Below are 18749 nucleotides of genomic sequence, written 5' to 3'. Positions count from 1 at the left end.
GCGGCGGGGCCGGTCAGCTGACGGCGGCCAGCCCCTGCCGCACCACCGCCGCCTCCGGCACGCCCATCTCCTCGAAGTGCCGCAACGCGATCCGCCAGCGCTCCGCCGCACCACCGGTGTCGGACCGGTCGGCCAGCACCCGCGCGGCACCGTCGAGGGCACGGGCGATCTCCACCCGGAACCCGGTGTCCTCGGCGAGCCTGCGGGCCCGGTCGTGCCGTTCCAGCGCCACGTCCAGCTCGCCGCGGTCGTAGTGCACGCGGCCGATCAGGTTCGCCGCCCACGCCGCCTGGGCCTGGTTCGCCAGGTACCGCAACAACGCCGAGGCGTACGACCCGAGCTCCCCCGCCTCGTCGAGGCTGCCCTCGCGCCGGCACACGTCGGCGTAGCGGGCGAGCACGATGCCCTCGTCGCCGGGCGAGGCGCTGTCCTTCGCCAGGCGCAGCGCGGAGTCCAGGGTGAGCCGGGCGGCGGTGAAGTCGTGCACGGCGGCCTGCGCGGAGGCGTAGTCCACCAGCACGGCCACCTCGCAGGACACGTCGAGCCGGTGCCCGTCCTCCGCGGCGGCCCGGTGGTAGGGCAACGCCTCGGTGAAGCGGCCGAACTCGTTGAGCAGCTTGCCGATCGCGGCCTCTGCTGCCCGGCGCAGCACCACGTCGCCGTCCTCCACGGCGATGGCGAGCGCCTGGTCCGCGCACTCGCGGGCCTGCCCGAGCCGGCCGAAGTGCCAGTGCGGGGTGGCGAGCCGGTGCAGGACCCGTCCCTCCAGCGTCCGGTCACCGGTGGCGCGGGCGGACTCCAGCGCCTGTTCGTGCACCCACAGCATGTCCGTCATGCGCCCGCGCAGCCGCAGGTACGGGTGCAGCGCCTCGGAAAGGTGGCACACGTGCTCGTGCAGCTCGTCGGCCGCGGCACCGCGCACGGCGGCCAGCAGCCCGCCGCACTCGGCGTCGAACCACGTCACCGCGTCGTTCCTGGTGCGCAACCGGGGCAGCTGCGCGGGCGGGTACAGGTAGCGCGGCCGGGGCCGGGCCCGGCGGTGCACCAGCAGGTCGGCCGCGGCGCCGGCGGCGCAGAGCTGGTAGTCGAGCAGCCGGTGCACCGCCATCGTGCGCAGCCCCGGCGGTTCCACCCGGCCCACCAGCGAGCGGGCCAGGCTGTGCACCAGGTCGTGCAGGCCGTACCGGCCCTGCGCGAGCTGCACGACCAGCCGCACGTCCAGCAGGTCCTCCAGGACGCTCTCGGCCCTGCCCAGCGCCATGTCGGCGAGCGCCGCGACGGCGTGGACGTCGACCTCGGTCGCGGGCACCAGGCCGAGCAGCCGGAACACCCGCTGGTGGCCGGGTTCGAGCGCGTCGTAGGACAGGCCGATCGCGGCCGCGACGCTGCGGTCGCCGACCGCGAGCTCGCTCATCTTGCGCTCCTCGTCCCGCAGCCGGTCGACGAGGTAGCGGATCGTCCAGCGCTCCCGGTTGTGCAGCCGGGTGCAGGCGATCCGGATCGCGAGCGGCAGCCGGTCGCAGGCGGTGACGAGGTCGCGGGCCGCCTCGGGTTCGCGGGCGACCCGGTCGTCGCCGAGGATGCCGAGGACCAGCTCCAGCCCCTCCTCCTCGGGCGGCGGTGCGAGCGACAGCGACAGCGTGCCGTCGAGACCGGTGAGCCGGGACCGGCTGGTGATCATCACGAGACCGTCGGACGACCCCGGCAGCAACGCCCTGACCTGAGCGCTGTCCACGACGTTGTCCAGCAGCACCATGATCCGCCGGCCCGCCGTGCGCATCCGCCACAGCACGGCTCGCGCGGACAGGTCGTCGGGCAGCTGGTCGCGCGGCACACCGGCCTGCCGCAGCACCGTCCCGAGCGCCTCGACCGGGTCCATGGGCTTGCGGTCGACGGCGTACCCGAGCAGGTCGACGTAGAACTGCCCGTCCGGGAAGCCGTCCGCGAGCCGGTGCGCCATGTGCACGAGCAGCGAGGTCTTGCCGACACCGGCCATCCCGTCGACCGCGACGATCATCAGCCCCCGGCCGGCCCGGCCGCCGACGAACTCGCTGATCCGCCGCTGTTCGTCCACCCGGCCCACGAAGTCGGTCATGTCGTACGGCAACGCTTGCGGCACCGCCGTCTCCTGCGGCGCGTGCACGGCGGTGTCGAGCTCCGGCTCGTTGCGCAGGATGCGTTCGTGCAGCTGCATCAGCTCCGGACCGGGGTCGATGCCCAGCTCGTCCGCGAGCAGCCGGCGCCCCTCCTCGTAGACCCGCAGGGCGTCCGCCTGCCGGCCCGACCGGTACAGCGCGAGCATCAGCTGGCCGCGGGTGGTCTCGCGCAGCGGGTGCTCGTCCAGCAGCGCGCGCAGGTCGGCGACGAGCTCCCGTGCCGCGCCCAGCTCCAGCCTGGTCTCCATCAGCTGGTCGGCGGCGGCGATCCGGCGTTCGTCGAGGACCGCCACGGCCGCGCGGACGACCGGGCTGTCGATGCCCGCGAGCGCAGGACCGCGCCACAGCGACAGCGCGGCGGTCAGGTGCTCGATCACCCCGGCGGCGTCCTCTGCCTCGCGGGCCTGCCGCACCCGCAGGTCGAACAGCCCGAGATCGGTCTGGGTGTCCTGCACCACCGCCCGGTAGCCGGCGCCGTCGGTGACGATCAGCCCCGCACCGCCCGGCAGCCGCCTGCGCAGGTCCGCGACGATCTTGCGGACCTGGGTCGCCGCGGTCATCGGCGGCTGCTCACCCCAGGCGGCCTCGACGAGCCGCTCGACCATGACCGCACGGTTGCGCTCCAGCAGCAACACCGCGAGAACGCATTCGGCACGTGCACCGCCCAACGGGATCCTCGACCCGCCCGACCACGCCTCGAACGCGCCGAGCACACGAAATTCCACACCCGCCCCCCATGTCAGCGGTGATCATTCCACTTCACCCAGAATGCCGACCCAGCGCACCGCCTGTGCTGGATTCAGCTTCATTAGTTCCTTTTAAACACGGAAGTGGAATATTCACCCGTACATACCAGCCACGAGTTGCACAGCGTGAGGGGAGCCAAAACGGAATCGATGCGGTACACCGGACCGGCATTCTGTCGACAACCGACGACTCGGGGGTCTGGTCTGCATGGATTCCTTAACGCAACGGCAACTCGGCTTGCTGTTCCGGAAATACCGAACAGATAGGCGCCTCACGCAACGCCAATTGGCGAAACTGTCGGGCGTCAGCGTGCGCACGATTAGGGACATCGAGCTCGGCAGCTCCCAGCAACCCCGCAGGGAGACCGTGCGGCTCATGGCCAATGCGCTGGGACTGACCAGTCGGGAACACACGGAAATCGAGGAGGCCTCGGGTCGGCGCGTGACCACGGAGGACCTGCGCTTCGTGTTCGCGACGAGCGAGATGCCCCCTCCCTCGCCCATCGACGCGCTCGTCGGACGGCGCGCGGAACTGGCCGCGCTGGCCGGTTCGCTGCGCTCGGGCGGCGACCGGCTCGTCACGATCACCGGCCTCGGCGGCGTGGGCAAGACCCGCCTCGCGCTGGAGGTGGCGGTGGCGCTGCACGACATGGACGGACTGGCGGTGCTGTGGTCCTCGCCCGACCCGCTGCACCCGACGTCGGTGCGCGCCCCCGCGCAGCTCGGCGCGGTGCTGCGGTCCGGTCTCGACGCCCTGCGCGGGCACGGTGCCGGTGAGCTGGCCGAGATCATCGCCGACCAACCGGCGCTGGTCGTGCTGGACTCCTGGACCGCGCACCGGCCGGAGCTGGCGCTGGCGCTGCTGCAGGACTGCCCGCGGGTGCGCGTCCTGATCACCGCGGCGGACCCGCTGCGCCTGCCCGGCGAACGCGTGGTCCCGCTGGGTCCGCTGGCGGTCCCGCACCGCCACACCGGCCCGGCCGAGGTCGCGCGGGTGCCGTCGGTCGAGCTGCTCATCCGGTACGCGCGCCAGTCCCGTCCCGGTTTCCGGCTCACCGACGCCAACCTGCACGCGGTGGCCGGGCTCGCCCGCGGCACCGACGGCATCCCCGCGGTGCTGGCCTCGGTCGCGCAGTGGCTCGCGGTCTACGAGCCGGACGCCCTGTGCGACCAGGTGAACGACGACCCGTTCGGCTTCTTCGACGGCCTGCGCGACCGCATCACGGCACGCCTGGACGCGCTGGACGGCGCCGAACGCGTGCTGCTCGAACGCCTGTCGCTGCTCGACAGCGCCTGGTCGGTCACCGACGCCGTGACCGCCACCGGCCTGCCGCCGAGCACCTGCGCGCGGCTCGTGCGCGGCCTGCTCGTCAGCGGCGTGGTGCGGCCCGCCTCCGCGCAGGGGCGCTCCCGGTTCGGGGTGCTCAGCCTGGTGCGCTCGCTGTCGTGCGCCCAGCCCGCCGGGGTGGGCGCGGCGTGATCGCGGTGATCGGGGCGGGCGCGGCCGGGGTGACGACAGCGGCCCGGCTGCTGGAGCGCGGTGCCGCCGTGTGCCTGGTCGACCCGGCCGAGGAACGCGGGCGCGGGGTCGCCTACCGCACCGACGACCCCCGGCACCTGCTCAACGTCCCCGCGGGGAAGATGAGCGCGCGGGAGGACGACCCCGGTGACTTCGCGCGGTGGGCCGGGGTGGCGGCGGCGGACTTCGTGCCGCGCCGGGTGTTCGGTGCCTACCTCGCCGCTCACCTGGACGGCGTGTCGGCCCGCCACCCCGGCCGGCTGCGGGTGGTGCGCGACCGCGCGACGAGGATCGGCCACGACGCCGGTGCCGTGCGGATCTCGTTGGCAGCGGGCGACTTCCTCCTCGCCGACGCCGCCGTTCTCGCGCTGGGCGCGGTCGGCACCCGCGACGACTGGGTGCCCACCGACACCCCGGACTCGGCCGCGTTCGTGCCGGACCCCTGGGCTCCCGGCGCGCTGGAGCGCATCCGCGACGACCGCGACGTCGTGCTGGTCGGCACCGGCCTGACCGCCGTCGACCTCGCGATGACGCTCGGCCGGCCCGGTCGCGTGGTGCACGCCGTGTCGCGCACCGGCCTGCTGCCACGCCGCCACCGCCCGGCACAACCGATGCGGCCACCGGAGCTCGCCGGCTGCACCGGTCTCGACGACGTCCGCCGGGTGGTGTCGGCGCACGTGCGGGAGTCGTTGCGGCGCCACGGCGACTGGCGGCCCGCGCTGGACAGCCTCCGCCCGGTCACCGCGCGGCTGTGGGACCTGCTGCCGTTGCCGGACCGCTCCCGGTTCCTCGCGGAGGACCTGCGGTCGTGGGAGGTCCACCGGCACCGCATGCCCGGCACGACCGCGCGGACGCTGGTCCGCCTGCGCCGCGCGGGAGAGCTGCGCACCCACCGCACCGGGGTCACCGGTGTGCGGATGGTCCCCGGCGGGGTCGTCCTGCGGCTGGGCGACGGGACCGAGCTCACGGCGGGCACCGTCGTCAACTGCACCGGCGTGCGCCACGACGTGCGGCGCTGCCCCGACCCGCTCGTCGCCGGCCTGCTCGCGGACGGCCACGCGACCCCCGGACCGCTCGGGCTCGGCTTCGACACGCTGCCGGACGGCCGGGTGCGCGGTGGCGCTCCACTGTGGACGCTCGGTGCGCTGCGGCGCGGGAACCTCTGGGAGACGACGGCGTTCCCGGAGATCCGCGCGCAGGCCGCGGCGGTGGCCCGGTCCGTGACGAGCGCGCTGGGGGTGCCGTGCTAACCCAGGACCCCCAGCGGGTCGTCGAGCACCGGCTGCCACGCCAGCTCCGCGGCCCCGACCAGGCTGTTGTGCGCCAGCTCCGCCGGCACGAGCGGCACGCTGCGCTCCCACAGACCACGGCCGGCGACCAGCGCGGCCAGCCGCTCCGGCTCGCGTTCGAGCAGGGCCGCGTGCAGCCCGCCGAGCACGATCCGGTCCGGGTTCAGCACGTTCACCAGCCCGGCGAGGCCGACCGCGAGCCGTTCGACCACGCCCCGCACCGCGGGATGCCCGTCCCGCACCAGCTCCTCGGCCTGGACGAGGGGCGCGACGTCCGGTCGCACCTCGCGCCCGGCCGCCTCCAGCAGCCCGATCGGGTCGGTCTCCACGTCGAGACAGCCCCGGTTGCCGCAGTGGCACCACCGACCAGAGGGGTTGACCGTGACATGACCGACCTCCATCGACAGCCCGGAACTGCCCGTGTAGAGCTGTCCGCCGACCACGAACGCGCCACCGACACCGCGGTGCCCGGTGGCGGTCATCAGCAGGTGCGTGGCACCCCGGCCGGCGCCGTGCCGGTGCTCGGCCAGCGCGGCGAGGTTGACGTCGTTCGCGACGAACGCCGGCACCGCGAGCCCTGCCCGGTGCACCTGCTCGGTGAAGACGGCCAGCACCGGCGCGCCGACCGGCCACGCCAGGTGCAGCGGGTTCAACGCCGTCCCGCCGGGGCGGCTCACCGCGGACGGCACGGCCAGACCGGCGCCCACGCACCGCCGGCCGGTCCCCCCGACCAGCTCGGCACCCGCGCCCACCACGGCGGACAGCACGTCCGCGGGATCGGCGCCGACCGGCGAGCGCTCGGCCGCGGTCGCCACGACCACCCCGCCGAGGCCCACGACAGCCACCCGGAACCCGTCCACGTGCACCTGCGCCGCCAGCACGACCGGGCCGTCCGGGTCGAGCACGATCCGGTGCGACGGCCGGCCACGCGACGTAGCGGGTGCCCCCGGACGGGTGTCGTTGTGGATCAGTCCCAGCGCCTCCAGCTCGGCGGTCACCGCACCCGTCGTCGCGCGGGAAACGCCCAGCTCAGCGGTCAGGTCAGCGCGTGTCGCGACCTGCCCGAGGTGCACCAGCGAGAGCACCCGCCCCAGGACGGCGTGCCCCCGCTTCAGCCTTGGCCTCGTCTCCGTCATGCCCCTACACTCATTTTGTGCCACCGATGAACAAATTATCCACGACCACGAACCCGGCACCGGCTGCACTCGTGCAGCTGCGCATCGCGGTGACCATGTTCTTCGCGCTCGGCGGCTTCCTCTTCGCCGGCTGGGCGGTGCGCATCCCCGCGATCAAGGACCAGACAGCGGCCACACCCGGTGCCCTCGGCCTCGCGCTCTTCGCGATGACCGGCTCGGCGGTCGCCACCATGAGCGTGGCGGGCAGCCTCTGCCAGCGCTTCGGCAGCAGGCAGGTCACCATCGCCACGGCCGCGCTGCTGTCGGTCAGCGTCGTGCTGCCGACGTTCACGCACTCGGCGCTGACGCTCGGCCTGTCGCTGCTGCTGTTCGGCGTCGCGTACGGCGGCATCGACGTGGCGGTCAACAGCGTCGCCATCGACCTCGTCGAGGCGGTGCAGCGCCCGGTCATGCCCAGCCTGCACGCGGCGAACAGCCTCGGCAGCCTCGCCGGCGCGGGACTCGGCGGCCTGCTGGCCTCGCACCTGACACCCACGGCGCACATGCTGCTCCTCGCCCCAGTCGGCCTGCTGATCACGGCGTGGTTCGGCCGGGTCCTGCTGGCGCACCCGCTGCCCAGCTCGCACGCCGACGACGGCGCCACCGGCCTGCGGCTGCCGAAGTTCACCTCCGGTGTGCTGCTGTTCGGCCTCATCGGCCTGTGCGCGGCCTACAGCCAGGGTGCGCTCGACAGCTGGGTCCCGCTGCACCTGAGCGACGACCTCGGCGCGAGCCAGGGCCTGGCCGCCGCGGGCTACGCCGTCGTCCAGGGCACCATGACCGTCGGCCGCCTGTCCGGTGTCCGCCTGCTGGAACGCCTGGGGCAGACCAGGGTCGTCGTCATCGGCGGTGCGCTCGCGTGCGCCGGGACACTGGTCGCCGCGCTGTCCCCCGGCCTGCCGCTGGCGTTCGCCGGCCTGGCCGCGACCGGCCTCGGTCTCGCGAACATCTTCCCGGTGGCGATGGCCCGCGCCGGTCAGCTCGGTGGGCCGAACGGGGTGGCTGTCGCTTCGACGCTCGGCTACGGGGGCATCCTGCTCGCGCCGCCCACGATCGGGTTCCTGGCCGGCGAGGTCGGCCTGCCGATCGCGCTGAGCCTGATCGCGTTCATGGTGGCGGCCGCGGCGACGATCGGGTTCGTCGTGCGCAACCGCTGACCGAGGAGGAGGTGCCATGACTTCGGACGTCGAGCTCGCCGCCGAGCTGGCCGAGAGATCCGGGCAACTGCTGCAGGAGCTGCGCCGGGGACCGTTGCGCGGCAAGGAGCTCGGCAAGGCCGGTGACGAGCAGTCGCACGAGCTGCTCGTCAAGGCCCTCGCCGAGGCCCGTCCGGCCGACGCCGTGCTCTCCGAGGAGGGCGACGACGACACCGCCCGCCTGTCCGCCGACCGCGTGTGGATCGTCGACCCGCTCGACGGCACCCGCGAGTACGGGCAGGCCGACCACGCGGACTGGGCCGTGCACGTGGCGCTGTGGCAGCGCGGCCGCGGCATCACCGACGCCGCCGTCGCCCAACCCGCGCTGGACGCCGTCTACACGACCGGCGGCACCACGGCCGCCCAGACCAGCGGCCCGCTGCGGATCGTGGTGAGCGCCAGCAGACCCCCCGAGTTCGCGGCCCCCGTCGCCGACACCCTCGGCGCCGAGCTCGTGCCGATGGGGTCGGCGGGCGCGAAGGCGATGGCGGTGGTCCGCGGCGAGGCCGACGTCTACCTGCACGCCGGTGGTCAGTGGGAGTGGGACTCCGCCGCACCCGTCGGCGTCGCGCTCGCGGCGGGCCTGCACGCCTCCCGCATCGACGGCTCACCGCTGGAGTACAACCGGCCCAAGCCCTACCTGCCGGACCTGCTCATCTGCACACCCCGGCACGCCTCTGCCGTCCTGTCAGCGGTACAGGCGGCGATCGGCGGCTGATCCCCCGCCAGTGGCCCGCTAGCTACGGGAGCAGCCTGCGGACGACGGCGTCGGCGAGCAGCCGCCCGCGGTCGGTGAGCACGCAGCGGTCGTCGAACGGCTCCAGCAAGCCGTCGGCGACCGCCTGCTCCGCCTCCTCGCGACCGGCCGCGTCCAGCACGTCGACCGGCAGGCCCTCGGCGAGCCGCAGCTCCAGCAGCACGCGTTCGACGCGGCGGTCCTCGGCGGTGAGCAGCTCCCGGCCCGCCGCCGGGGACTTCCCCTCGGCCAGCAACGACGAGTACCGCGCCGGGTGCTTCACGTTCCAGAAGCGGACGCCGCCGACGTGGCTGTGCGCGCCGGGCCCGAAGCCCCACCAGTCGGCGCCCTTCCAGTACAGGACGTTGTGCCGGCACCGCGCCTCCACCGAGGTGGCCCAGTTCGACACCTCGTACCAGGAGAACCCGGCGCCGCTCAGCTTCGCGTCGACCAGCTCGTAGGACGAGGCGAGCACGTCGTCGTCCGGCATCGGCAGGTCGCCGCGGCGGATGCGGCGCGCGAGGCCGGTGCCGTCCTCGACGATCAGCGCGTAGGCGGAGACGTGGTCGACGCCCGCGTCGAGCACGGCGTCCAGCGACGCCGCCAGGTCCGCCGGCTGCTCACCCGGTGTGCCGTAGATCAGGTCGAGGTTGACGTGGTCGAAGCCCGCGGCGCGCGCTTCCCGTGCGGCGTCGACCGGACGGCCGGGGGTGTGCTTGCGGTCGAGCACCCGCAGCACGTGGCGGGCGGCGGACTGCATGCCCAGCGACACCCGCGTGTAGCCGGCGGCGCGGATGCCCTCGAAGAACGACGGCGACGTCGACTCCGGGTTCGACTCGGTCGTGACCTCGGCACCGGGAGCCAGGCCGAACGACCGGCGCACCGCGTCCAGCACGTCGGCCAGGCCGGAGGCACCGAGCAACGACGGCGTGCCACCGCCGACGAACACGGTCTCGGCGGGCACTGGCGTCCCCAGCACGGAGGCCGCCAGGTCGAGCTCGCGGCGCAGGCCCTCCAGCCACGACTGGGGCGAGGCGGACGTGCCGAGCTCGCCGGGGGTGTAGGTGTTGAAGTCGCAGTAGCCGCAGCGGGTCGCGCAGAACGGCACGTGCACGTAGATCCCGAACGGGCGGGAGCCGACACCGGCGAGGGCGGAGGGCGGGAGCGAACCGTCGGCGGGCACGGGCTCGCCTTCGGGCAAAGCGGAGGGCATGACCCCCAGTGTCCCCTACGCGGCCCGAATGGCGGTGTTCGACCAGGGGAAGTATCTGTCGGTGACAGAAGTATTACGGAGTGAAACCAGCCTAGGATGTCAACCTCCGCTCGTCAATCCCAGCATCCGGTTGGCGGTGGACCACGCTCTGGGCGGCATGCACACTGAGGTCATGCATTCGACTGGAGTCCGCCTCGTGGCCCGCCGCCACGTCGACTTCCGTCGTGTCTCCAGCGCGATGTGCCGTCGTTCGGCCTGACCGCGCGCTGATTTGTTCCCGTCGGCGCCCGGCGCGCTGACGACGCCCCCACCACAAGCACCTCCGGGCTCGCACGCGCACCGAGCGCCTCGAAACCCCGGAGGATGGCGATGGTCTCGCCGCAGACGTCACCGCGCGCCAAGCAGCGTCGCGGCGAGGGGCAGTGGGCACTCGGCTACCGAGAGCCGCTGAACCCCAACGAGCGGAGCAAGAAGGACGACAACCCGCTCAACGTCCGCGCCCGCATCGAGAACATCTACGCCCACGGCGGTTTCGACTCGATCGACCCGGCCGACCTGCGTGGCCGGTTCCGCTGGTACGGCCTCTACACCCAGCGCAAGCCCGGCATCGACGGCGGCCGCACGGCCACCCTCGAACCGGAGGAGCTGGACGACGAGTTCTTCATGATGCGCGTGCGCAGCGACGGTGGCGCGCTCACCACGCAGCAGCTCAGGGTGCTCGGTGAGATCTCGCAGACCTACGCCCGCGACACCGCGGACATCACCGACCGGCAGAACATCCAGTACCACTGGATCCGGATCGAGGACGTCCCCACGATCTGGCAGCAGCTCGAAGCCGTCGGCCTCACCACGGTGGAGGCGTGCGGCGACAGCCCGCGCGTCATCCTCGGGTCGCCGGTCGCGGGCATCTCGCAGGACGAGGTGGTCAACGGCCAGCCGGCGATCGACACGATCCTCGAGCGCTACATCGGCGACCCGCGCTTCTCGAACCTGCCGCGCAAGTTCAAGACCGCCATCTCCGGTCTGCAGGACGTCGCGCACGAGATCCACGACGTCGCGTTCGTCGGCGTGCACCACCCCGAGCACGGGCCCGGCTTCGACCTCTGGGTCGGCGGCGGCCTGTCCACGAACCCCATGCTGGGCAAGCGGCTCGGCGCCTGGGTGCCGCTCGACGAGGTCCCGGACGTCTGGGAGGCGGTCATCTCCGTCTTCCGCGACTACGGCTACCGCCGGCTGCGGCACCGCGCACGGATCAAGTTCCTCGTCGCCGACTGGGGTCCGGAGAAGTTCCGCCAGGTCGTGGAGGACGAGTACCTCAAGCGCAAGATGATCGACGGCCCCGCGCCGGAGGTCCTCGACCAGCAGCTCGACCACATCGGCGTGCACAAGCAGAAGGACGGCCTGTTCTTCGTCGGCGCCGCACCGGTCGCGGGCCGCGTCTCCGGCTCGGTCCTGGTCGAGGTCGCGAAGATCGCGGAACGGGCGGGCTCCGGCCGCGTCCGGTTCACGCCGCAGCAGAAGATCATCGTGCTGGACGTCGCCGAGACCGCGGTGCCGGCGCTCAAGAGCGACCTCGCGAAGCTCGGCCTGCAGGTCGACCCGTCGCCGTGGCGGCGGGGGATCATGGCCTGCACCGGCATCGAGTTCTGCAAGCTCGCGATCGTCGAGACCAAGGCCCGTGCGCTCGACCTCGTCACGCAGCTCGAAGCGAACCTCAAGGACATCGTCGACGGCGTCACCGCGCCGATCACCGTGCACATCAACGGCTGCCCCAACTCGTGCGCCCGCATCCAGACCGCGGACATCGGGCTCAAGGGCCAGATCGTCACCGACGACGAGGGCAACCAGGTCGAGGGCTTCCAGGTGCACCTGGGCGGCGGCCTCGGCCTCGACGCAGGGTTCGGCCGCAAGCTGCGCGGCCACAAGGTCACCGCGGCCGAGCTGCCCGAGTACGTCGAGCGCGTGGTGCGGAACTTCGTGGCGCAGCGGGAGACCGACGAGCGGTTCGCCCAGTGGGTCGCCCGCGCCGAGGAGGGGTCGCTGCGATGAGCGAGCGCGCGACGCCGTTCTACTGCCCCTACTGCGGCGATGAGGACCTCCGCCCGCAGGAGGAACCCGCCTACGCCTGGCTGTGCACCGGGTGCCGCCGTGTCTTCAAGGTCAGTTTCGTCGGGCTCAACCTGCCGCAGGAGGTGAAGAAGTGAGCGATCTGAAGGAAGACCTCAAGATCGTCGCCGAGGCCGCGCAGGAGGAGCTGGCCAACGCCACCGCGATCGAGGCGCTGGAGTGGACCGCGCGGACGTTCGGCGACAGCTACGTCGTCGCCTCCAACATGCAGGACGCCGTGCTGATCGACCTCGCCGCGCAGGTGAAGCCGAACTTCGACGTGCTGTTCCTGGAGACCGGCTACCACTTCCCGGAGACGATCGGCGTGCGCGACGCCGTCGGTGTCGTCTACCCGGAGGTGCGGATCGTGAACGCCGCCGCCGAACAGTCGGTGGAGGACCAGGAACGCGAGTTCGGCCTGCTGCACCAGACCGACCCGGCCCGGTGCTGCCACCTGCGCAAGGTCGTGCCGCTGCGGCGGGAGCTCGCGAAGTACGACGCCTGGGTGACCGGGGTGCGCCGGGTGGACGCACCGACGCGGGCCGGCACGCCGATCGTGCAGTGGGACGAGCGCAACGGCCTGGTCAAGGTCAACCCGATCGCGCCGTGGTCGGACGACGAGTTCAACGCCTACCTCCACGAGAAGGGTGTTCTGGAGAACCTGTTGGTGCAGGAGGGGTACCCCTCCATCGGGTGCCTGCCGTGCACGTCGAAGCCGCTGCCGGGCCAGGACGCCCGCAGCGGCCGGTGGGCCGGTCAGTCGAAGACGGAATGCGGGTTGCACGGATGACACTGGCTCTGGACACGTTGGGACGCCTCGAGTCCGAGGCGGTCCACATCTTCCGCGAGGTCGCAGGCGAGTTCGACCGGCCGGTGATCCTCTTCTCCGGCGGCAAGGACTCGACACTGCTGCTGCACCTCGCGATCAAGGCGTTCTACCCGGCACCGGTGCCGTTCCCGCTGCTGCACGTCGACACCGGGCACAACTTCGACGAGGTCATCGAGTTCCGCGACCGCGTCGTCGCACGGCACGGGCTGCGCCTGGAGATCGCGAAGGTCCAGGACTGGATCGACGACGGCCGCCTGGAGGAGCGCCCGGACGGCACGCGCAACCCGTTGCAGACCGTGCCGCTGCTGGACTCCATCACGCAGCACAGGTTCGACGCGGTCTTCGGCGGCGGCCGCCGGGACGAGGAACGCGCCCGCGCCAAGGAGCGGATCTTCAGCCTGCGCACGGCGTTCGGCCAGTGGGACCCGAAGCGCCAGCGCCCCGAGCTGTGGAACCTCTACAACGGCCGGCACCGCGCCGGTGAGCACGTCCGGGTGTTCCCGCTGTCCAACTGGACCGAGCTCGACGTGTGGAACTACATCGAGCGCGAGGGCATCGAGCTGCCGGACATCTACTACTCGCACGAACGCGAGGTGTTCCTGCGCGACGGCATGTGGCTCGCCGAGGGCCCGTGGGGCACCGCGCGCGAGGGTGAGACGTTGCAGCGCAAGGTGGTCCGCTACCGCACGGTCGGCGACGGCTCCTGCACCGGTGCCGTCGAGTCCGACGCCGCCGACATCCACGCGGTGATCGCCGAGGTCGCCGCGTCCCGGCTGACCGAGCGCGGCGCGACCCGTGCCGACGACCGGCTGTCCGAGGCCGCCATGGAAGACCGCAAGCGGGAGGGGTACTTCTAGATGAGCGACCTGTTGAGGCTGGCCACCGCGGGCAGCGTGGACGACGGCAAGTCCACGCTCGTGGGCAGGCTGCTCTACGACACCAAGTCCGTGCTCGCGGACACGCTCGACGCCGTGCACCGCGCGAGCGCCGACCGCGGTCTCGCGACGCCAGACCTGTCGTTGCTGGTCGACGGCCTGCGGTCGGAGCGCGAGCAGGGCATCACGATCGACGTGGCGTACCGGTACTTCGCGACGCCGAAGCGGTCGTTCGTCCTCGCCGACACACCGGGGCACGTCCAGTACACCCGCAACACCGTCACCGGCGCGTCCACCGCACAGCTCGCGGTGCTGCTGGTCGACGCGCGCAAGGGCGTCATCGAGCAGACCCGGCGCCACGCGGCGGTTCTCGCGCTGCTGGGCGTGCCGCGGCTCGTGCTGGCGGTCAACAAGATCGACCTCGTGGGCTACGACGAGGTGACGTTCGCGCGCATCGCCAAGGAGTTCACCGCGCACGCCACGGCCCTGGGTTACACCGAGGACTCGGTCGTCGAGATCCCGGTGTCGGCGCTGGCCGGGGACAACGTCGTGGAGAAGTCCGCGAACACGCCCTGGTACTCCGGCCCGACCCTGCTGGAGCACCTGGAGACCGTTCCGGTCGAGCCCGACCCGCACGACGCCCCGTTCCGGTTCCCGGTGCAGTACGTGATCCGCCCGCGCACGGCCGAGCACCTCGACTACCGCGGGTACGCGGGCCTGGTCGCGGCGGGCACGGTCACGCCGGGCGACGAGGTCGTCGTGCTGCCCTCCGGCAGGCGCTCGACCGTCACGAAGATCGACACGGCAGATGGCGAACTGGCCGAAGCGGCGGCCGGCCAGTCCGTCACGCTGCTGCTGGCCGACGACATCGACATCTCCCGCGGCGACCTGATCTCGGTGGCGGGCAACGAGCCCACGGTCACCGACGAGCTGGACGCCACCCTCTGCTGGCTCGCGGAGAAGCCCCTGCGACCCGGCGCCCGAGTCCTCGTCAAGCACGGAACGCGCACCGTGCAGGCGATGGTCACCGACCTGCGCGACCGCTTCGACGAGCAGACGCTGTCCAGTGTGGACCACCCTGCCGCGTTGGAGCTCAACGAGATCGGCCGAGTGGCTCTGCGCCTGGCAGAGCCCGTTCCACTGGACGACTACAGCTTCAGCCGGCGCACCGGGTCCTTCCTGGTGATCGACGCGAGTGACGGTTCCACTCTCGCCGCCGGACTGGTCGGGGCTCCGCTGCCGCTGCTCGAGAACGGCGTGGAGAGCTGTACCGGGGGTAGCACCGCTACCCCCGACAACCACGCCCTCGTCTCCCCCGGTCCCTGAAAGGCCACACCGCCGTGAACCTCAAGTCCGCCCTTGCCGTCGCTCTGATCTCCTTGACCGCCATCTCCGGGTGCAGCCGCGCCGGGACGAGTGACACCCCCGCCGCCGAGTCCAAGGGCGCCGCCGCCGAGGTCCGCCTCGGGTACTTCCCGAACATCACCCACGCCGCCGCGCTGATCGGCGTCGAAAAGGGCCTGTACGCCAAGGAGCTGGGCGGCACGAAGCTGACGACGCAGACGTTCAACGCGGGCCCCGACGAGGTCAACGCCCTGCTCGGCGAGTCACTCGACATCGCCTACATCGGCTCCGGTCCGGCGATCAACGCCTACTCGAAGTCGAAGGGCGAGGCCGTTCGCCTGATCGCCGGCGCGACGTCCGGTGGCGCGCAGCTCGTCGTGAAGCCCGAGGTCAACTCGATCGAGGACCTCAAGGGCAAGGTCGTCGCCACGCCGCAGCTCGCGAACACCCAGGACGTGTCGCTGAAGAAGTACCTGGCGGAGAAGAACCTCACCGGCCAGGTCACCGTGCAGAACGTGGAGAACGCGGCCTCGCTCGACCTGTTCAAGAAGGGCGACATCCAGGCCGCGTGGGCGCCGCAGCCGTGGTCGGCGCGCATCGTCGCCGAGGGCGGCGGCAAGGTGCTGCTGGACGAGAAGACCCTGTGGGAGGGCGGGGCGTTCCCGACCACCGTGGTCATCGTGCGGACGAAGTTCCTGCAGGAGCACCCGGAGACGGTCGAGGCCGTGCTGAAGGGCCACGTCGCCGCGATCGACTGGGCGAAGGCGAACAGGGACGAGGCCAAGAAGACCGCCAACGCGGCCCTGGAGAAGCTCACGTCCAAGAAGCTCGGCGACAAGATCCTCGACGCCGCGTGGGACAACATCGAGCTCACCACCGACGCGCAGGCCAAGCACTTCCCGCAGCTCGCGAAGGACGCCGTGACCGCGGGCGTGGCCAAGGAGGCCGCGAACGTCGCCGGGTACGCCGACTTCACGCTGCTGAACAAGGTGCTCCAGGCGCAGGGCAAGCCGCAGGTGCAAGCAGCCGGACTGGACCAGAAGTAGTCTTCGAAGCCGAGGGGAAGGCACCCGAACATGACCGCCACGCTCGAGACCACTTTCCAGTCCACCGTGGACACCGCCGTCGAACTGGCCGGGGTCCGCAAGGTTTTCGGCCACGGCAGCTCGGCCGTGGTAGCGCTCGACGGGGTGGACCTCAAGGTCAAGCCCGGTGAGTTCGTGTGCCTCCTCGGCGCGTCGGGCTGCGGCAAGAGCACGCTGCTGAACATCGTGGCCGGCCTCGACGGCGCGACGGCGGGGGAGCTGCGGCTCAACACGTCGCGCCCGGCCGTGATGTTCCAGGAGCCCGCGCTCATGCCGTGGCTCACCGCCGCCCGCAACGTCGAGCTGGCGTTGCGGTTCGCCGGTGTCGGCCGCCTGGCGCGCAAGCGGCGGGCGCTGGAGCTGCTGGAGCTGGTGCGGCTGGGCGACGTCGCGGACAAGCGCCCGCACGAGCTGTCCGGCGGCATGCGGCAGCGCGTGGCGCTGGCCCGCGCGCTGGCGTCCACCACCGTGGCCGCGGACGGTTCCCCGGCCCTGCTGCTGATGGACGAGCCGTTCGCCGCGCTCGACGCGATCACCCGCGACGTGCTGCAGGCCGAGCTGATCCGGGTGTGGGAGACCACGAACACCGCGATCATCTTCGTCACGCACGACGTGCGCGAGGCGGTCCGGCTGGGCCAGCGGGTCGTGCTGCTGTCCTCCCGCCCCGGTCGCGTGGTGCGCGAGTGGGACGTGGCGGACTCGCGCGACGAGCTGCTCGACGAGATCAACACCCACCTGCGAGAGGTCATCAGTGGCCACGCCTCCTGACACGCTCGACAAGGTCGGCGCCGGCCTCGACGCGCTCGACGTCCCCGTCGAGACGCAGAAACCGCCGGTGTGGCGCCGCTTCCTGAAGACCGGCGTGCCGCCGATCATCGCCTTCGCCCTGCTCATCGGCGTGTGGCAGGCGCTGTGGGCGTCGGCGGTCCTGCCGGAGTTCCAGCTGCCGGCCCCGGTCAACGTGTGGAACGAGCTGGTGCGCTCGATCGGCTCCGGCGAGGCCTTCGGCATCCTGTGGACCTCGTTGCACCGCGCGGTGTTCGGGTTCATCGCGGCGGTGCTGATCGCGACCCCGCTGGGTCTGCTGGTGGCCAAGGTCAAGGTGGTGCGCGCGGCGATCGGGTCGTTGCTGACCGGCCTGCAGTCGCTGCCGTCGGTGGCCTGGGTGCCGGCCGCGATCCTGTGGTTCGGCGTGACGCCGTCGACGATCTACTTCGTCGTGCTGATGGGTTCGGTGCCGTCGATCGCGAACGGCCTGGTGGCGGGCATCGACCAGATCCCGCCGCTGCTGCCGCGGGTCGGCCGCGCGCTGGGAGCGGGCAGGCTGGCCTCGGCCCGGCACATCCTGCTGCCCGCCGCTCTGCCCGGTTACCTGGCGGGTCTGAAGCAGGGCTGGGCGTTCTCGTGGCGCTCGCTGATGGCCGCGGAGATCATCGCCACCTCGCCGCAGCTGGGCACCGGCCTCGGCCAGTACCTGCACAACGGGTCGTCGCTGAACGACATCAACATGGTGATCGCGGCGATCTTCCTGATCCTGCTGGTGGGCATCGGCATCGAGCTGCTGCTGTTCCGCCCGATGGAACGCGCGGTGCTGCGCGCCCGCGGCCTGACGGGGGCGCTGTGACCCCGCTGATCGCCGTGGCGCACGGCAGCCGCGACCCGCGTTCGGCAGCGTCGATCCACGCGCTGCTGGACGTGGTGCGCTCGCTGCGCCCGGAGCTCGACGTGCGCGGGGCGTTCCTGGACCTGTGCGCCCCGCGGCTGCACGACGTGCTGCGCGAGCCCTCCGTCGTCGTCCCCCTGTTGCTGGGCAAGGCGTTCCACGCACGGGTGGACGTGCCGGCCGCGGTGGCCGAGTCGCGCGTGCCCGCCGAGGTGGCGGACGTGCTCGGACCGGACCCGCGGCTGGAGTCGGCGGCACTGCGGCGGTTGTCGGAGGCCGGCGTGTCGTTCGGCGACCGGTCCCTGGGCGTGGTCGTGGCCGGCGCCGGCTCCTCGCACGCACCGGCCAACGAGGCCGTGGCACGGGTCGCCCGGCGGTGGGCGCGGGAGTCGGGCTGGGCCGGCGTGGAGGCGGCGTTCGCGTCGATCGCCACGCCGACCGTGCCCGAGGCCGTGGAACGGCTGAAGGCCCGCGGCGCCCGCCGCATCGCCGTCGCGTCGTGGTTCCTGGCACCGGGCCTGCTGCCGGACAAGGTGGCGGCGCTGGCCGGACCCGACGTGCTGGTGGCGCGGCCGTTGGGGGACGACGTCGAGGTGGCGCAGCTGGTGCTGGACCGGTACGACGAGGCCCTGGCCCGTCAGCCGGTGGCCCGCTCCGCTTAGGGCGAAGACGAACCGAAGGGCGGTCTGCTGCGGCAGACCGCCCTTCGCCGTTCCGGGTGACACTTCCGGACGCCGCCGCGAGATCGGGTCCGCAGCGCCGTTCGGGCGATGTGCGGCGCGAGGTGTTGACGTGAAACTTACTCATGAGTAGGCAG

Annotated in this window: 16 protein-coding genes; 13 read left to right on the top strand and 3 right to left on the bottom strand. The window is 72.4% G+C overall.

Features of this window, described 5'->3' with window-relative positions; genetic code table 11:
- Window positions 1-13: 13 nt before the first annotated feature.
- Window positions 14-2791 carry a BTAD domain-containing putative transcriptional regulator gene (locus tag AB0A63_RS30155; RefSeq protein WP_360397147.1) on the bottom strand — a complete coding sequence of 926 codons (2778 nt, stop codon included), beginning with the start codon at window positions 2789-2791 and terminating at the stop codon, window positions 14-16.
- A gap of 319 nt (window positions 2792-3110) precedes the next feature.
- Between AB0A63_RS30155 and AB0A63_RS30150 the strand changes: the two genes are divergently transcribed.
- On the top strand, window positions 3111-4382 hold the full coding sequence (locus AB0A63_RS30150; protein WP_360397146.1) for a helix-turn-helix domain-containing protein: 1272 nt from the start codon (window positions 3111-3113) through the stop codon (window positions 4380-4382).
- Entirely contained in the window at window positions 4379-5671 is a 1293-nt protein-coding gene (locus AB0A63_RS30145) for an FAD/NAD(P)-binding protein (protein WP_360397145.1), read from the top strand. The genes AB0A63_RS30150 and AB0A63_RS30145 overlap by 4 nt, the downstream gene beginning before the upstream one ends.
- Here the strand turns inward: AB0A63_RS30145 and AB0A63_RS30140 are convergent.
- Entirely contained in the window at window positions 5668-6846 is a 1179-nt protein-coding gene (locus AB0A63_RS30140) for an ROK family protein (RefSeq protein ID WP_360397144.1), read from the bottom strand. The genes AB0A63_RS30145 and AB0A63_RS30140 overlap by 4 nt on opposite strands.
- A 26-nt stretch (window positions 6847-6872) precedes the next feature.
- On the opposite strand from AB0A63_RS30140, the gene AB0A63_RS30135 reads away from it, so the two are divergent.
- Both AB0A63_RS30135 and AB0A63_RS30130 read left to right on the top strand, forming a co-directional pair.
- Window positions 6873-8042, top strand: coding sequence for an MFS transporter (locus AB0A63_RS30135; protein WP_360397143.1), 1170 nt, complete (start codon window positions 6873-6875; stop codon window positions 8040-8042).
- Between the two features lie 16 nt (window positions 8043-8058).
- The gene (locus AB0A63_RS30130) at window positions 8059-8799 is read left to right on the top strand and encodes a 3'(2'),5'-bisphosphate nucleotidase CysQ (RefSeq protein WP_360397142.1); all 741 of its coding nucleotides are present in this window, start codon (window positions 8059-8061) and stop codon (window positions 8797-8799) included.
- A gap of 22 nt (window positions 8800-8821) precedes the next feature.
- Here AB0A63_RS30130 and hemW read toward each other — a convergent pair whose 3' ends face one another.
- A complete protein-coding gene (hemW, locus tag AB0A63_RS30125; RefSeq protein WP_360397141.1) occupies window positions 8822-10030 on the bottom strand; it encodes a radical SAM family heme chaperone HemW in 1209 nt (402 codons plus the stop codon).
- A gap of 369 nt (window positions 10031-10399) precedes the next feature.
- Between hemW and AB0A63_RS30120 the strand changes: the two genes are divergently transcribed.
- The 9 genes from AB0A63_RS30120 to AB0A63_RS30080 are packed head-to-tail and all read left to right on the top strand — an operon-like array spanning window position 10400 to window position 18594.
- Entirely contained in the window at window positions 10400-12079 is a 1680-nt protein-coding gene (locus tag AB0A63_RS30120) for a nitrite/sulfite reductase (RefSeq protein ID WP_360397140.1), read from the top strand.
- The gene (locus AB0A63_RS30115) at window positions 12076-12234 is read left to right on the top strand and encodes an Insertion element protein (RefSeq protein ID WP_360397139.1); all 159 of its coding nucleotides are present in this window, start codon (window positions 12076-12078) and stop codon (window positions 12232-12234) included. Before AB0A63_RS30120 ends, AB0A63_RS30115 begins: the two co-directional genes overlap by 4 nt.
- Entirely contained in the window at window positions 12231-12926 is a 696-nt protein-coding gene (locus AB0A63_RS30110; protein WP_360397138.1) for a phosphoadenylyl-sulfate reductase, read from the top strand. Before AB0A63_RS30115 ends, AB0A63_RS30110 begins: the two co-directional genes overlap by 4 nt.
- Complete coding sequence (gene cysD, locus AB0A63_RS30105) at window positions 12923-13822, top strand: sulfate adenylyltransferase subunit CysD (RefSeq protein ID WP_360397137.1); 900 nt, start codon at window positions 12923-12925, stop codon at window positions 13820-13822. Before AB0A63_RS30110 ends, cysD begins: the two co-directional genes overlap by 4 nt.
- A complete protein-coding gene (locus AB0A63_RS30100) occupies window positions 13823-15166 on the top strand; it encodes a GTP-binding protein (RefSeq protein ID WP_360397136.1) in 1344 nt (447 codons plus the stop codon).
- 53 nt (window positions 15167-15219) lie between these two features.
- Window positions 15220-16230 (top strand): ABC transporter substrate-binding protein, encoded by a 1011-nt coding sequence (locus tag AB0A63_RS30095; RefSeq protein ID WP_360397135.1) that lies wholly within the window; start codon window positions 15220-15222, stop codon window positions 16228-16230.
- Window positions 16231-16260: 30 nt separating this feature from the next.
- Window positions 16261-17037 (top strand): ABC transporter ATP-binding protein, encoded by a 777-nt coding sequence (locus AB0A63_RS30090; RefSeq protein ID WP_360397134.1) that lies wholly within the window; start codon window positions 16261-16263, stop codon window positions 17035-17037.
- Entirely contained in the window at window positions 17021-17893 is an 873-nt protein-coding gene (locus tag AB0A63_RS30085; RefSeq protein WP_360397133.1) for an ABC transporter permease, read from the top strand. The genes AB0A63_RS30090 and AB0A63_RS30085 overlap by 17 nt, the downstream gene beginning before the upstream one ends.
- Complete coding sequence (locus AB0A63_RS30080; RefSeq protein ID WP_360397132.1) at window positions 17890-18594, top strand: sirohydrochlorin chelatase; 705 nt, start codon at window positions 17890-17892, stop codon at window positions 18592-18594. The genes AB0A63_RS30085 and AB0A63_RS30080 overlap by 4 nt, the downstream gene beginning before the upstream one ends.
- The last annotated feature ends 155 nt before the right edge of the window (window positions 18595-18749 follow it).

This window comes from Lentzea sp. NPDC042327 (genome assembly GCF_040647275.1).
GTDB lineage: Bacteria > Actinomycetota > Actinomycetes > Mycobacteriales > Pseudonocardiaceae > Lentzea.
This window is presented reverse-complemented; position numbering and strand designations above follow the sequence as displayed.